This window comes from Candidatus Accumulibacter contiguus, assembly GCF_012940005.1.
Lineage (GTDB): Bacteria > Pseudomonadota > Gammaproteobacteria > Burkholderiales > Rhodocyclaceae > Accumulibacter > Accumulibacter contiguus.
In genome coordinates this window covers 1-16400 of sequence record NZ_SPMX01000068.1, presented here as the reverse complement: position 1 = coordinate 16400, position 16400 = coordinate 1, and the positions used below count along the sequence as shown (strand labels likewise).

Here is a 16400-nt window from a genome sequence, read left to right as displayed (position 1 = left end):
AGCGAGCATTAGAGGCCTGGAAAGCAGACCCGTTCCATTCGGGATTCTCCGAGAGTGAGTTGCAGCGCTGGCTAGAATGGGGGGAATGGATGGTGCGACAGTTCCATCGCAGCTCCTCCGCCGTCGAAGGGCGCAATGGCCGCTTGTCCCAGTTGTATCATAACGGGCGAGGTCTGACGAAATGCCGCCTGGCTGCGCTAACGGTTATCCACAACTATGGGGTGAGACGTAGTGACGGCACTATCGCAGCCGAACGTCTGTTTAGCACCTCTTTCCCTGATCTTTTCGATTGGCTGCTCAACCAGATGGGGGAACTTCCCTTACCGAGGAAGTCCCGCCACCGGGTTGTGCATAACCCATTGAAGTTAGAGATTGTCCCGGCTTAAGTGGGAAGCCGGTGTTGCAGATCGCGACCACCCAGGGGCATCTCGCCAGGCTCTACCAGCAATACGCCAAGACCCAACCCCGCTTCAATCGGGACGGCAGCGAGCGGAACAACAGTCGGCACCGGCTACTCGCTGAAGCCATCACCGTGAGCGAAACGCGACTCAAACAACGGCAGTCGGACAAGGCTCAGTTGCCCGAGCGCGTCGATGTCGCGGGACTGTCCGATTACCGCTCCTTCCAGGCCATCGACAACGAAGGGAAAAACCTCTTTGACTTCGTCACCAGTTCGGTATGGAATGCGCGCCGCCAGCTTCTCGATTGGCTTGACGATAGCTATGCCAAGGACAGCGATCGGGTGGACCTGCTCTACGCGATCTTCAACTGTCACGGCTGGGTACGCAGCGACGAGCGCTGGGTGGTCGTGCGCCTGGAGCCAGCAACCGGCGCGTCGTTATGCCCAGGAACAACTATGCCGCAAGCTCACTGGCCTCGGCGCCAGAATCCCCGGCGGTAAATGGCTGCGCATCGAGGTCGGCGACTCTCCCGTATGAGCGGCCCATCGCCTATGCCTTGTCCAAAAATCGAGGGAGGTTTGAGCGGATTCCGGGAGGTCTGTAGTGGGGCGATTTCCCATCAATGGAGCTGACCGTGCTCACCCGTTCCAGTCCACGTTCCAGTCGCTGATCGTTCGCCGCGGCTACAAACGCGCCATCGTCGCTTTGGCTCACAACATGTTGCGCACCCTCTTCTTCATACTCAAGCGGGGCAAATATTACCGGGATTCCGCCACCCACTATGAGCAGCTCTCCGTGCAGCGTAACGCTCCTCGCTGGATCAAGGCGCTGACTCGCTTCGGCTTCATCCCCGCAGCTGCTTGATTCACGCCAACCCATTTGCATGACCCATGGTGAGCAGGCCTTCGTTCGCCTTCCGGGTGGCTTCTTTCACATTAAACGACGACCCAAACCGCTCTCACTATTGACCGAGCCCAGGCCTATCGCTCGCCAGAAAATCCTCGCCCAGCGAGCAGCCAGAATGCGTAACGTAGCGCCATGAGTCTCTGACCCCATTGACTTTCCCAACCACCGACGGCATCAGCCAATCTGCAGCGCCTTCAGGATCGGCAACGGCTTCACGGCAAAGTCGGCGGCCAGGGCGGTCAACTCCGTAAGGTTCGCCTCTGCGGTTTCCAGGGGTTTGCCTTCCTTCAGGAGCATCTGACCTTGGGACGCAAGGATCTCCCAGGCAAGCTGGGCCCATTCGACGGGTTGCTCTTTTCCCCGGTCAATCGCCAGCAGGAAGAGTTGGTGGAACCGGCTAACGCCGATACCGCCTCCGGACACGGGGCTGGCCAAATAGCTGATGTCGTTACTGCCTCTTGCTGTGTCGCACAAGGCCGCGTTGAGTCTTGCGGTGTACGGTTTCGCTCTCGAAATCGCGGCGTCGTCTTGTACGGCGGACAGGCTGCCGGTTCCGGTCAGGAGAACCACCGCCTGCACCAGCTGTGCAAAGGTGATACCCTGCCCGGAGATGGCGTGTTCGATCTGTCCCAGCGTCGTCGGCTGGTGAGTGGCCAGCGCATCAAGGATCGGGGCGTACACCGTCGCCTGCATCTTGGCTTCGCCCAGGCCGGCGGTGAGCGTCAGCGAAACGTCGGCCCGCGGTTGGAGAAGAACGACGCGCTGCGCGCGAAGCGCCTCAGACTGCTCCAACGCATTGAGTTTGCGTGCGCCTTTGACCCAGTAATCGCGGCGAAATTGCTGGTTGACCATGAAGTCGCGCACGCTCTGGCGAAACATCGCGTCGGGAATTTCATGCAGCAAGCCCTGCTGCTCGCCGGTCACGTTGATCGCATCGACATGATCAAGGAAATGAGCCGAGGTCGCAAAGCTGAGCCTGGCCGGTGCGAGCCACCGGGCCATGCTGGAGAACGGCATCGGCAACCAGTCGCGATTGAAGTATTCATGAGCCACATAGTTACGATTCTGGGCTTTGATTCCCTTGAGCCGTTCGACCACCGACGGATTGCTGCGGGCATAGAGTGGGTTGGTAGCGAGGAGCTTTTCGGCGAAAGTGATGGCGCCGTCGATACGGGGAACGACTCCCTGCCCGGCGACGCCCATGACGTCGAAGTGCTCCGTGAGAAGATCGCGCATCGGCACCATGGCCGCCCAGCCGGGCTGGGTGTTGTAACTGATATAGAGCACCCCACCCACCTTCAGCTTGCGGCGAATGAAGTCGACGATCACCGCGCGGTTCTCGTCGGAGATCCAGCTCCAGATGCCGTGCAGACCGATGAAATCGAAGTCGGGCAGTTCGGGCCGGCGGGCGAAGTCGGCGAAGGCATCGTCGAAGAGGTGGGCATTGGCACCGGAAGCGGCGGCAAGTTGCCGGGCGAAGCCGGCCTGGGCGGGGTTGAAGTCGGTGGCGTGCCAGGACACGATGGAAGCAGCGGCATGGATGTTGGTGCTCAGGCCCTGGCCGAAGCCCAGTTCGCAAGCGGCGCCGATTTCGGGAAAGGCCAGTCCCGCATTAAGGAAGGCAAGCTTGATGCGCTGCGGATTGAGTTCGCTATAGTAGCCAAAAGTGTAGCCGATGTCGGCCACGTAGCCGGCAGTCCAATCTGACATGGAGGGATTCCTCGTTCGAGTGTCTTGAAAAAGGCGAGCCGGACTCGCCGTGGGTTCAGTGCACCAGGTTGGCCGGATCGGGGTCGGCCAGGATTCCTTCCCGGGGCAGCAGGGCCAGCAGTTTGCGTGCGTAGGCTGCACGCGCAGTCTGATAAATGGCTATCTGGGTCTGTAGATCGGCGATCTTTTGATCGGTCACCTGCAAGTTGATAAGCTGCGTCCGGGCGTCGGCGGAGAGGGTGTCGGCATCGTAGTCCTTGCCGTCGATAGTGATCGTTGCCATGAAAGCTCCTGAATAGCGAATACGTGAGCGGGAGTGAAAAACCCCACACCCTTGTGAGGTGTGGGGTTTAGTGAATCTCTACCCACCGCCCTGGGGCGGTGGGTCAAACTCTGCACGATCGGTCAGATCGTGAAGAGTTCCGTAGCTTGGGTAAAGGTGGAAACCGACGACAGATCGACCAGACCCGCGATCTTCACCACAATGTCGTTGGCATCGAGCCCGGTTTGCTGAACTGCAGCAGCCGTGCTGTTCACCATGGCCACCAGATAGGTGTCGCCACCGTACTGGAACCAGTCGATCACACCGGTGTTGGCCGCCAGATTGGCCGAAGCCGCCGTCGAACCCTGCGCCTGCTTGAGCAGAGTGTAGTTGGCTGCCATGTTCAGCGCGTCTGCCAGACTGCTCGCGGCAGCCACGTTGATCTGCGACGCGGCCACTTCCGCCGCCGTAGCATCTGTTCCAGGCGTGGAGTCACCGAGCATGGAGAAGGCATCGCCCGTTCCAGCAAAGCTGACTTTGTTGCCGGTAATCGTCGAACCGCTGGCGAAATTGACCGTGGTCTTGGCGTAGGTGTCTGTCGTCCCTCCCGTGACAGCCGCCGTCACGACAACCGTTTCTGCACCGGCATTGGCTGTATTCACCGTACCGATGTTGACCGTGGCGAGAGTGCCCACGGTTACAGAAGTCGTACCCGCACCCGAAGCGACGTTGATCGTATCGCTGGCCCCCGTAGCCGTGATCGTATTGGTGCCCGTACCGACCGAGATGACGTCGTTGGCACCACTGGCGGTGATTACATTGTTGCCATTGCTCAGGGTGATGGTGTTGGCAGAGCCCGAGGCGGTCAAAGTGACCACACCTGCACCAGAGTCCGCCGCCAGAAGCGAACCAGGGACGCCTTGGGTAAAGACATCACTGGCACCAGTCGCCGTAATGGTGCTGTTCTGCCCAACGGCCAGCTTGAAGGTCACGCCACTGTTGGCAATGGCGGTGGTGCTGCCCAGCGTGACGGCTGCCGTTGCCAACGACGAGTCGATTGTCGTCAGCGCGGTATCGGTAATCGCCTTGACATCAAGCGCCGCACCTCCGCCGACAACCTTGATGGTGGCCAGGGTGTTGGTGCTGCCGCCATCGACCAGTGAGTTGATGGTGGTTGCGGCGCTCGGGGTGAGAACCAGCAGGCCATCGCCGGTGGTGGTGATTGACTTGTAGAGCGGACCTGCGGTGACGTCCAGGGTCAGGCTGTTCAGCCCGGCAGTGCCGGTCTGGGTGACGCTCACCGCTTCGTTGGACGCCGCGCCGTTAAGGGTCAGCTTGGCCGAAGGTGCCAGGTTGGTGATGCTCGTGGAAACCGAACCCATCTCGGCTGCGACGATCGTGTCGGCGGAGAAGCCGGCCTGGTTGTAGACCGCAACCGCTGCCGAGCCCGAGTTGACCGCATTCGAGGTCACGTTGGTCACCGTATCGCTGACCACGGCCCCCTGCGCACCCGTGCTGCCAAAGCCCGTGCTCGATGCCACTCCGCTCAGTTGCACGAGAATATCCTTGGCATTGGCACCAGCAGCCAGCGTTGCGGCAGCGTCGGATGCCACCACATAGCTGTTGCCTGCGGTGGAGAACACGGCCACCTTGTTGGCGCCGCCGGTCGAGGTGGAGTTCACCAAAAGCTCGGCGGCGCTGATCAATTGTGCCGTAGTGAACTCCGAGAGGCTGTGGCCACCGGTGGCGCTGAAGGTGATCACGCCGTTGCTGATGGTGTAGGTCAGGTTGCCCAACGCCGTCAGGAGCGCACCGGAAGGATCAAGAACATTGGCCATGGTCGCTGCGCCGGTCACGGCGGACACGGCAGCAGCGACGGTGACATTGCTCACCGGAGTCTTGCCCGCCGTGGCGAAGTTCAGCGAATCGCTGAGCAACAGGTTACCAACGGTGAAGCTCGTGACGCCACCGGTGGTGCCGTTGTTGGTGACAACGCGACCATCTGCCAGCTTGAGCGTATCCACCGTGGCGGTGGAAGCGGCCAGGTTGACCGTCTCGCTACCCGACGAGTAGCGATGGACGGTATCGCTCCAGGAACCACCGAGACCCACGGTGTAGGTGCCGCCACCCGAACCGGAAGTGAAGGAATCGTTCGCGGTGGCATAGTTGATCGCGGGGGCGTTGATTGCAATACCACCCGTACCGGTATTTACTGGTTGAGACACCGCACCGATCTGCACGACACCAAGCGTCCCGCCACCCGTGATAACCACGTTTGCTCCGTTTGCGACTGCGGAAAACAGGCCGTCCTTCGCATCAACAGCCGCCGCATTCGCAGCAACCGCGTTGATCGCCGTAACCAGCCGGGCCGCCATCTGTGCGGCGGTTTCTCCCCCTGCCCCAGCGGCAGCAGACGTCACGTTAACACCATTCAGGACCACCCGAACGGTATCACCCGCGGCAAAGGCGGCGCCAACACCCGAAAGCGTGATCGTGGCTTCTTCGGCCCCCCCCAACCAGCGAGGCGGCTACCGTACCCGTACCGGTATTAACTGACTGGAATACCGTCGCAGAGAAAAGGGCGGCTTTGGTGAGCACTACATTCCCACCACTGGCGGTAGCGACCACCCCGGTTGCTCCGGCATTGATCAATGCGGCCAGACCCGTTGCAACCGTTGCGGTGCTAGCGGCAGCACCAGCAACCGTGTATGTGAATGTGGTGCCATCGATTACCACCTCAGCCGTATCGGCAATTGCAAATGGCGTTGCGCTGCCTGCCGTCGCACCGAGGCTGACCACGACCACCTCTGTACCCCCCGTTGCACCAGTCGCCTTCAGAGAACCTGCTCCGCCAGAGATGGCGGCACCCTTGTTGGAGACGACCACAGCGTCCAGATCGACCGCAGTGGAGTTGGTGACGGCGATACTGCTGAAGCGTGTGCTGGCATCGGTCAAGGTCAGCTTACCGGTGCCGCTGATGGCCAGGGTGCCGGTTCCCGCTGTGCCGGTATCCACCAAGGTCATGGTGTTCGCCAGGATTTGCTTGTTGCCGCCGGCACCGTTGCTGACGATCGAGAGGGTCTCGTAGCCGTTGGCCGTCACCGTATTGGCATTGATGCCGACAGTTTCGCCGGTAATGGCATTGACGGTGTTGGTGTTGAGGTTGATCGTCAAGCCATCGGTTGTCCCCAACGTGGCGGCGCTGGGGGTCAGCGTCGTCGCAAAGCCCGGTGCTGCCGTAATCGACAGCGACGCATCCTTGGCCATGTTGGTGAGAGTGGGAGCGCCCGCCACAGCACCCAGAGTGACGCCGGTGAAGCCCGTGGCATCGTAGGTGCCGTTGGCCAGCGTACCCAGACCCAGGAACTCAAAGCCCTTGACCGCCGCAGTGTTCCCCATGGCGAGGTCGGTGCCCGCCGCGACGTAGTTGGCCACGATGACATCGGTGCTGCCTGAACCACCGGTCAGCAGAACCTGATTGCCATAGGAAAAAGCGTTGCTAGAGACCGTGAGCGTAGCCTTGCCGGTACCGCCGGTGAACTTTTGGCTTACGCCAGCAGTTGACGTCACGGTCAGATCGGTCGTCACGGCACCCGAGCTGGCGAGCGCATCGATCGAAGCGATCTTGCCCAGCGTGCCAACGTTCTGCAGTGTGACGGCGCCGGTGCCCTTGAGGGTAATGTTCTTCAGCTCGGCGTCGAGGTTGAGGTTGACCGTTGCGGCGGCAGTGTTGTTGACCGTCAGATCCGTTGCCTTGACCGCCTGCACTGCCAGAACTGCCGTCGAGGCCGTCCCATTGTCGGTCACGGTAACGCTGGTGGCCTTGGCATCAACTACGGATACGGCGTTGTTGATCGGCGCACCATTGACCCAGAGGGCCGCGCTATTCCCGCCCTGGGTAATGCTCAGGGGATGGGCAGCCGTGTTATTGGTGATGGTAATGGTGTTGGCACCACCTTGGGTATTGAGGACCGACAAACTTTCCAGCGCGTCCGACCGCAGGACAAAACCGTCATTGAATGCCAGACCTTCCATCACGACGTTCTTCAGCGCGCTGACGCCAACGGCCTTACCGGCGTTGCTACCGCCAGTCGCGAGGGTCGATTGGATGTCGATGATGGCATCGACGTCAGCCCCCTTGACGGAAACCGTTTGCGCGCCATTGGTGCGAATCTGCGAGACAGACGTGCCATAGGCGGTCGTGGATCCGACTGTCGTGGCATTGACGATGTTGACATTGCCCGTCGGTGCCAGTGCGGCGTCCTTGAGCGCGCTGCCCGCCGCGTTCAGGGTGTCCGAAGCCGTACCAATATTGATGCCGCCACGGGTCTTGGTCGTGGTGATGTCCACCGTCGTTCCGCCTAGAACCGCCGTTGTATCTTGACCGGGGCCGCTGAAAGTGCGGGTAATGCCTACAGCGCCGCTCGGAACGGTGTTGACCCCGCCTACGACAGCACCCACGACAACATTACCACCCGTCGTATTCACGGTGACCGAGGTACCGCCATCAACCGTGACATTGCCGGCGTTGGTACCGGCCAGGTAGGCGCCGTTACCGGTAAGCATGTCGGACTGAGTCACGGTAACGGCACCGGTCGGAGCGCTATTAACGGCAGTGCCGATGTTCACGTTCTGACCCTTGGCGTTGACGGTGACCGCCGCGCCACCGTCAACAGTGACGGTACGAGCCGCGCCATTGCCATTCATGGTTTCAGTGACGCTCACGTTGCCGGTGGGGTTACTGACCTGATCGACTACCGCGTTGGCCGCGCGACCAATCGTAACGTTAGCGCCGGTGGTGCTGACGGTAACGTCAGTGCCCCCGGTGATCAGGACAGCACCCTCGACAGGAGGTGTCGCGGCAGCAACCGCCGCCGAAACGCTGGCAGCCGTCGCGCCACCAGCCGCGGCGGCTGTGTTGGCCACGGTTGCGAAGGCCGTACCAGCCATGGCGGCCGCAACGGAGGCAGGCGTCGCGCCAGCAATCGCGGCGGCTGTAGCGGCTACACCCGCCGCGCTATTTACCACTCCGGTATTGGTCACGCTGATCGTGCCGGTGGGGTTGAGGCTGTTTTCCTTGACAGCGCCTAGGTTGCCAATGTTGACCGCGTTGGCGGCGTTGGTGGTGACGGAGACATTGGTGCCGCCGAAGACGCCGATCGTACCGCTCGCCGTGTTGTTGTTGCTGGAACCCGCCAGGCCGTTGTAGGCAATCTGGGCCGCTTCGTTGATCGTGACGGTACCGGCGGGCTGGTTGTCGCTATCCACACGAGTGACATCACCGACGGTGATGGCGCCCGCACCTTTGAGCGCGCTGTCGGTCACGACGATATCCTGGCCACCAAAGACGGTGACGACACCCGTTCCGGAGGTTTTGACGTTGATGTTGCCCGAAGGATTGGCCAGGATGCCGGAGGACGTGTTGCCGGTATTGGCTGGCGTGTTGCCGACGTTGATGGTACCGGTATTGCTGGTCGAGCTCGTGGTGACATTGACCGTCGTGCCCCCGAAAACGCCCACCAAGCCGGTGCTCGTGGAGTTCTGGTTGACGACGATGGCACCGGTAGCGACCTCGGTGGACAACGGAACACGCGCTTGCGCGGGACTACCCACCACGATGTTACCACCGACGCTGGTGGTGGTGACATCGGTGCCGCCGACGACGGTCATGTTACCAGCGACAGCAAAACCGTTATGCGTGGCGGTGACGACGGTGCCGTCCGTACCGTTCTTGGCGGCAATGAGATCCGGCAAATCACCGTTGGTAGTGACCGTGAGGTTGCGCACGTCGGCGTAGCCGACCGTACTGAAGCCCGTACCTGCCGAGGTGTTGTTGGAGCTGTTCAGGATGACGTTCTGGATGTTGAGCAGCGTCACGCCGGCCGGGATGTTGCCGTTGGCAACCCCCGGGGTCAGGTCGGTCACGGTCAAGGTGTTGTCGATTCTTCCGGCCGTACCGGTCAGGAAGTCGCCCGTGTTCAGCGTCGGACCGACACCATCGACATTGAAGTAGGTCTGCGATCCAAAGAACTTGTTCGCCGTCGCAATGTCCTGGGTTTTCAACAGGTAGTACGAGGCTTCCGGCCCGACGGAAGTGTCGTTGACGATGGTCGAGGCAGAGACTGTGGTGCCGTCGAGTGTCACGGTCAGGGTTTCCGTGACGTTTTCGGTCGTGGCATCGGCCACCACGGGGACCGTGATCGTGGCCTTGCCATCGGCACCAATGGTCGCTTTTCCGGTCAGACCGCCGGTCACGTCGGCGGCACTCACACCGGTCAGCGTATAGGGCACCAGCGTCCCGGCGGCAACTCCCGTCGACACCAGATTGAATGTCGCAGAAGCGCCTTCATTCACGGAGGTCGAAGCGGCCGTGAGCGTATAGGGCGGGGGAGGGTCCTCCGTACCGGTCACCGCCACCTTGACCGTGGTCGAGGCTGACAGACCATAGGGGTCGGTGGTCGTGAGGACGAAGGTGTCATTCACTACTTCACCCGCCTTCAGGTCGGTACCCGCGGTGTTCGTATCGGTATGCGTGTAGGTGAACGTGCCGTCCTTGTTATCGACGACCGTTCCGTACTTCCCATCGGTAGCGGTCGTGGTGAGGGCATCGCCGTCGGCATCGGCCACGACCGGGGTAATCTTAGTGCTGGCGCCTTCAAGAATCGCCTGATCAGCGATCGGATCGATGGTGGGAGCGGTATCGAGAGTGACGTTGACTGTGCCCTGCAGGCCGGCGATGTCGGAGACGGAGTACTTGAACGAGCCGACGCGAACGCCGCTGTCAGCAACGAACATGGTGTTGCCGTTTTTCAGCTCCACCACCTGGCCACCTTGCCCACTACCAAAATCAATGTTGACCGTACCCGTCGACGAAACGCCCCGATTGGTCAAATCGTTGTTGCGGAAAGCCGTGACTTCGGCCGGCGTGAAGATGGCGGTGCCCTGACCAGCGACGATGGTACCGGCCACGGTATCATCGCCCATCGCCGGCGTAACCGAGATGTCCTTGACCGCGATGCTGTCGGACTTCCCGCCGAGCGTCAGGGTCATGGTTTCGGTACCTTCGGTGGTGGAGTCATCGGCCAGCGCCACCGTCACGGAGGAGACGCCATTGACGAAGGTGGCCTTGCCGGTGAGCGAGGCTGGAACGACGTCGTCCGCGGTGATGCCGGTGCCGGACAGAGTGTAGTCCACGGTGCCGTTGAACGCGGCGTTGTCAGCCGTGAGGTTGAAGGTGGCATTGGCCGCTTCATCGACGCTGGCCGCGCCGGCGGCCACGGTGAAGACCGGGGTGGTGGAGGTGTCCTTGATCAGCGCGGAGACGGACGCTTTGCCGCTGTCCAGGGCAAGGGTCAGGCTCTCGTCACCTTCGGTGGTGAAGTCGGCCACCACCGGGACGGTGATCGTGGCCTTGTTGCTGAGCACGGTAGCGGTGCCGGTGAGGCCGCCGGTGACGTCGTCTGTGGTGATACCGGTGCCGGAGAGGGTGTAGGGCAGAACGGTACCGTCGGCAACGCCGGTGGTGGCCAGGGTGAAGGTGACGGTAGCGCCTTCATTGACGTTGGACGGACTCGCCGTGAGGTTGTAGGTGATCGGATCTTCGTTGATCAGCACGGTCTTGGAGGTGATCGACGTGAGGCCGTCGAACAGGCTGACCTTGAGGCCTTCGAGACCTTCCGACACCAGATCGGCTGTGACATTGATCGTGAAGGTGGCGGTTGCCGCGCCCGCAGCAAACGTGACGGCGCCGGAAGCCGGGGTGGAATCGGTACCGGGGGTAGCCGCATTCACGGTCCCGCCATTGGTATCACCAACCGTATTGAAGGTCAGCGTTTTCTCGGCGGTGGTGTCGGTCCGGGTAACGGTGAAGGTGACCGTCGAACCTTCGATCGCGACATCCGTGCTGGAGGCGAGCGTGTAGCTGCTGACGGGGCCGGGGCCGATGACCACTGGGGGACCAACCACCGCTGGCGCACCGGGCGCTGGCACTGAGGCGCCCAATGCCGCAGCAAATTCCGAATAACTGGCGTTGGGGTGCTCCGCGACATCGCCCGAAGTGGCGTTGGCGCCAACGTCATAGACAAAATTGACGGCGCCGAGGATACGGATCTTGGCGCCGCTGGACAAAGTTAGCTCCGTGGCGTTGTTCAAGAATGAGCTGGATTGAATAGACAAGCCGTCGACCAACTGGATTCTGTTGGTCCCTTCGGTATCGCTGATGGTGATAATTGCGCTGGCTGGGATAGCGCTGGTAAGTATATACGTGTCGTTCCCCGCGCCTCCACGATACGTCGCGTCATTAACAGTCGGGATTAGCAGGTCGTCAGAGGTTGTCCCTGAAACAGAAGTAGCCATGGTGTTTAATTCCTATATTTTAGTGAAACGTCGACTTAGCTCAATCATCGTGTCAAACGCTACAGCACGAAAGCTCCATGCTGTAGCGCTAACAACATCTGACCTTCAGGTTAAGCCAGGGTTTCCAACACGATTTGTGTCAGGGCTGCATCCTGAATACCGGTCAATGTGACACCACCTGCGACGCCACCATTCGGATCCAAAAAGAGCGTTGTTTGGTTCGCGAACGGATCTGCATTGATCGACACCCCCGGAAGTACGGCGAATTGCGCTTCCGTGAACACAGTGCCCACACCGCTATCCTCAAAGACCAGGCTATCCGTCAATGGATCGAAACCATTGATGGTAACCTCGTTATCACCCGCGTTGGTTGCTCGACCACCAACCATCTGGTATGCATACGTAAACGCCTCAGCCACTGCCGGGTTGGCGGTGACGGTGCCGGCTGCCAGATTGACAGGAACACGAACAGGTCCCGGAGGCGTCGTACTGGTATCGATGATCGAGACATTGCTGGTCGCTGCCGTTCCCGTGATGGTCATCGTCAGGGTTTCTGTACCTTCTGTAGTTACGTCCGCGGTCGGGATAACGACCAGAGACGCGGCACCGGTGGCGCCGACGGTCAGGGTCCCTTCCAGCGGGACGGTGGTGTCGGCCGTGGTGATGCCGGTCCCGGAGAGGACGTAGTTGAGTACCGTACCGGCTGCGACGTTGGTCGTAGCCAGGTTGAAGGTGACCGAACTTCCTTCGTTCACGCTGGCCGCCGAAGGCGTCAGGGCGTAAGTGGGAGCACCACCGGTGACGGTGTTGGTCCCACCAGTGCCGGTGCCTGCCGTCAGCGTACCCGTAGCGCCTTCAACGGCGTTATTGGTGATGGTGATGTTGCCCGAGGTCGTGTCGACAATCTTGCTCAGGTTGATGGGATCAGCACCACCGGGATTCGCGGCGAGCGTATCGGTAATCGTCAGGGTGTGGGGAGTGGCACCGACAAACGTGATCTTGCTCAGTGCGTTGTACTGGGCTTGCGTCAGGGTCACGTCGGAGTTGAAAACGATGTTCTCGATACCCGTCAGCGTTGCGCCAGCCAGGTTGATCGCACCGTAGGTCGTCAGCGTGTCTACACCGCCACCCAGATTGATGGTATCGGTGATCACCCGTTGCGTAGGCACGACACCGACCGCCACATTGGCCTGAGCGTTGATGTCGACCCCGTTGTTTACGACCCCAGCGTAGACACCGGTCAGGTAGTTGCCCAGCAGAACTACATTGTCCTGACCACCACCGGTCGCCACGTTGTTTGCGCCGCGGCCCAGGGTGATACCGAGGTCGGACTTGTCGGTCAGGGTCTCGGCTTGAATCGTCAGGCCGGTCGTCGCCCCGGCCACGTTCAGGTTATCGAGGGCGTTGATCGTGAGAATTTCCACGTTTGCACCGCCGGTGGTCTGCGTGGCCACTGCCGCACGAGAAACGGAGGCCTGGTAGCTATCCACCATGGAATCAACGATGCTGTCATTGAGTTGCAGCGTGCTGACCTGAGTGACCGCCAGATCGTTGACGAAAGACAGGGTGCCGATGTTCTTGACATTCGCCAAGTCGCCTTGAGCCACCACGGCAGCGTTGCGAACTTCGATGACGTCAGCGTTACCCAGGTTGGCAACCACCCCGTTACCCACGACGGTGGTGCCGTTCAGCGAGGCAATACCGCTGTTGTTGGTGATGTTGTCAATCGCACCGCCGTCGATGATCGCATTGCCATCGATGTTGGCATCGGACATGATGATGCGGTCAGCGGAACGACCAGGACCTTCGTTGCCCTTGAAGGACCACTTGCTGCCGGCATTGAGAGTGCGGGCATCGAGCGTGACCCCACCGGACGACAGGCCGGCATCGTTGGGGACTCCGACGACCGTACCGTCCTGATTGGTCACTGGCACAGGCACTGCAGCCTGAGCAGCGGTACGGCCGGTGTTGTTGAACAGGTCATTGTCGGCAACGATGGCCAGAGAACCATTGCTATCCTTGTTGGTGGCCAGCAGGTTGTTGGTCAAGGTCAGGTTATAACTGTTGACCGCACCAGCAGCGTTGTTGGCCGCGGCACCGTCACCCACCAGACGGATGGTTTCGAAACCGGAGACGTTGGTCCACTCGGAAGCGCCCAGGGTGATGGGGGTATTTTGACCATCAACAGCCAGAGTGTCATTACCCGCACCGCCGGTAACCGTATCGGAGATCGTCAGGCCTGCACGAGTGTCGGGGACCGCCCCGGCCGGTACGTTATCGAAGATCACGGTGTCGTTGCCCGAACCCATGGCGATGTTCTGTGCACCGACCACGGAGAGGGCATTGGTGCTGACCCGCACGACGACGTTGCTCACTTCGGCAGCAGCGTCGATCGTGGCCGCCACCAGCTTGACCTGACCAGCAGTCAGGGATTGGTCGGCGATGCGCGCCACCGTGGGGCCGGCGTTGGAGCTGTTCAGGTCGGCTGCACCGTTGGTCTCATACTGGTAGATGCCGCCGTTGGCGCCAGCAGTGGTGGTATCCAGGTTCAGGAAGGTGCCCGCCAGGCCGCCGGTCAGGACGACTTTGCCAGTGTGCTGAGCGACGCCGGACAGAGCAACGGTATTGGACTCGGTATCGCTATCCACGAGAGTGACGTTCTCAACCGCACCGGTCGCGCCAGGGGCGTTCTGGGTGCCCAGGGTCAGGTTGAAGCGCGGGTCGATGTTCAGACCTTCCGCGATGGTCAGGGATACGAGATCAGTGGCACCGGCCGCCGTCTTCAGGGTGGCGTTGATGGTGTTTTGCGTAATGCCGTTGGAGCCGGTGTTGCTGTGCTGGGTGTTCAGTGCAGCCGCTTCGACTGCGGTCAGGTTGTTCAGGTTGGTGACCAGGGTTCTGGCGAGCGGAGCGTTATTGGCTGAACCTTCGTTGCGAACCAGGGTGAGGAGGGTATCCGGCAGCTTGTCAAAGTCAACCGTCACGGCACCACCCGCGGAAGCGCGGACCTCGAGGTTTTCCATGCTGGTAACGACTGAAGACACGGAGTTGACCGTGCCGGCGGAGGTGACAATCAGCGTGTCCGTACCGGCGCCGCCGGTGAGGCTGTCGCCGGCCTGAACGGTGTCGCCGAGGATGAACTTGTCGTTACCCGAACCACCGGTGATGGTGACGTTCTGGGGAACGCCGGAGGTGTCCGCCTTGCCCGCGGAAAGCAATCCCGCCTGGATGTTCAGGGTCAGGTTTTTGGTAAAGCCGGATGCATCGATGGCGGAGAGGCGGCCATTGGCCTGCGTCACGCCATTCTGGTAGGTGAGCGACTCGACCGTATTGCCGAGGATCACGGGCACCGGGGCACCCAGGGCCAGGTTCTGATCGCCCGTGATGGTGAGCTTGCCCGCGGTACCGGTATCCATCGGCAGACCCAGAATGCCGATGGTGTTGGATGCGCCGCCCGTGGAGGTCAGGGCCAGTTCTTCAAAACCGTTGAGACCAACGCCACGGGCGCCGATGGCCGAGGTGTTTTCACCGACGTTCAGGGTGCCGATCTGGACGTTGGAAACCTTGAGACTGCCCGCGTTGGGGCCCTGGAGGACGCCAGCACCGTAGGAGAACTCGGCGGTACCGAGCTGGTTGGCATTGGTATTGGCCAGGGAAAGCGTGGCGGCAGGCGTCATCAGGTTGCCTACTTCAGCGCTGTTGATGGCCTGGGAGATGCGGGTGATGTTGACCTCGGTCTGGCCGGTAGCATCCTGGAGGTCAAGCGCAACGACAGCGGCGCCACCAGAACCGGTGAAGGCCGTGTTGATGACTTCAATGCCGGTCAGTTTCGGCGTGATGATCGTGGCGCCGTTGTCGTTGGCGTTACCCAGCGTGGCGTTGAGGGTCGTCGGGGTCGTCGGCGAGGTGCCGGTGCCGGTCAGTTGGTCTTCGTCCTGCAGGGAGTTGATGCGGTCGTCACCGCCCGGGGTATAGACCAGACCCGCCGTGAAGATGTTGGCGGTGGCGATGTCGGTACCGTTGGTGAGCGTGAACGAACCTTCGGGTGCAGTAGGAACATTGCCGAAAGCGACCGAGGCCGTGCTCGAGGAGTTCGCACTGTAGGCAACCGCGTTCCCTACCTTGGTGTTCCAGGCCGTGGCGAAAGTACCGAAGGTCGGGTCGCTGGTCATCAGGGAAAAGTTGTTCACGATCTGGGCGATGACTGCGCCCCGCTCAGTAAAGACGGTGCCGGTGATCCAGCCGGTGAGAAAAACGACCGCCGCATCAAAGGCATCGCCGGTCAGCCCCAGATTGGTGGCGACGATGGTTGCCACGTCGCCGGTCGCCATATTGGAGAAGTCGCGGATGAACAACTGGTTCTCGGGCTTCCCACTTAAGCCGGGACAATCTCTAACTTCAATGGGTTATGCACAACCCGGTGGCGGGACTTCCTCGGTAAGGGAAGTTCCCCCATCTGGTTGAGCAGCCAATCGAAAAGATCAGGGAAAGAGGTGCTAAACAGACGTTCGGCTGCGATAGTGCCGTCACTACGTCTCACCCCATAGTTGTGGATAACCGTTAGCGCAGCCAGGCGGCATTTCGTCAGACCTCGCCCGTTATGATACAACTGGGACAAGCGGCCATTGCGCCCTTCGACGGCGGAGGAGCTGCGATGGAACTGTCGCACCATCCATTCCCCCCATTCTAGCCAGCGCTGCAACTCACTCTCGGAGAATCCCGAATGGAACGGGTCTGCTTTCCAGGCCTCTAATGCTCGCTGCCAA

General features: G+C 61.0%; 8 protein-coding genes and 1 pseudogene. 3 read left to right on the top strand and 6 right to left on the bottom strand.

The window, feature by feature from the left end; all coding sequences use genetic code 11:
- The 3 genes and pseudogenes from E4Q08_RS24130 to E4Q08_RS19370 all read left to right on the top strand — a co-directional run.
- The coding region (locus tag E4Q08_RS24130) for a DUF6399 domain-containing protein (protein WP_248595022.1) at positions 1–386 on the top strand (386 nt) is incomplete at its 5' end.
- A 14-nt stretch (positions 387–400) separates the two neighbouring features.
- The gene (locus E4Q08_RS19375; RefSeq protein ID WP_169071573.1) at positions 401–901 is read left to right on the top strand and encodes a hypothetical protein; all 501 of its coding nucleotides are present in this window, start codon (positions 401–403) and stop codon (positions 899–901) included.
- Positions 902–1022: 121 nt separating this feature from the next.
- Positions 1023–1265: pseudogene (locus tag E4Q08_RS19370) on the top strand (IS110 family transposase); the annotation flags it as partial.
- A 216-nt stretch (positions 1266–1481) separates the two neighbouring features.
- Here the strand turns inward: E4Q08_RS19370 and E4Q08_RS19365 are convergent.
- The 6 genes from E4Q08_RS19365 to E4Q08_RS24125 form a co-directional block, all read right to left on the bottom strand.
- A complete protein-coding gene (locus E4Q08_RS19365; RefSeq protein WP_169071572.1) occupies positions 1482–3017 on the bottom strand; it encodes a class I SAM-dependent methyltransferase in 1536 nt (511 codons plus the stop codon).
- A 55-nt stretch (positions 3018–3072) separates the two neighbouring features.
- Positions 3073–3300 carry a DUF6447 family protein gene (locus E4Q08_RS19360; RefSeq protein ID WP_169071571.1) on the bottom strand — a complete coding sequence of 76 codons (228 nt, stop codon included), beginning with the start codon at positions 3298–3300 and terminating at the stop codon, positions 3073–3075.
- 122 nt (positions 3301–3422) lie between these two features.
- Complete coding sequence (locus E4Q08_RS19355; protein ID WP_169071570.1) at positions 3423–5699, bottom strand: beta strand repeat-containing protein; 2277 nt, start codon at positions 5697–5699, stop codon at positions 3423–3425.
- Positions 5700–5730: 31 nt separating this feature from the next.
- A complete protein-coding gene (locus tag E4Q08_RS19350; RefSeq protein ID WP_169071569.1) occupies positions 5731–11634 on the bottom strand; it encodes a VCBS domain-containing protein in 5904 nt (1967 codons plus the stop codon).
- A gap of 110 nt (positions 11635–11744) precedes the next feature.
- A complete protein-coding gene (locus tag E4Q08_RS19345) occupies positions 11745–15989 on the bottom strand; it encodes a beta strand repeat-containing protein (protein WP_169071568.1) in 4245 nt (1414 codons plus the stop codon).
- A gap of 20 nt (positions 15990–16009) precedes the next feature.
- Positions 16010–16400 (bottom strand): DUF6399 domain-containing protein (locus E4Q08_RS24125; protein ID WP_248594953.1); only part of this gene is annotated, 391 nt, incomplete at its 5' end.

Bases quoted from the DNA above. Each gene is read 5' to 3' on its own strand.
- E4Q08_RS19365 (WP_169071572.1), bottom strand. From the start codon at position 3,017: ATGTCAGATTGGACTGCCGGCTACGTGGCCGACATCGGCTACACTTTT.
- E4Q08_RS19360 (WP_169071571.1), bottom strand. From the start codon at position 3,300: ATGGCAACGATCACTATCGACGGCAAGGACTACGATGCCGACACCCTC.
- E4Q08_RS19350 (WP_169071569.1), bottom strand. From the start codon at position 11,634: ATGGCTACTTCTGTTTCAGGGACAACCTCTGACGACCTGCTAATCCCG.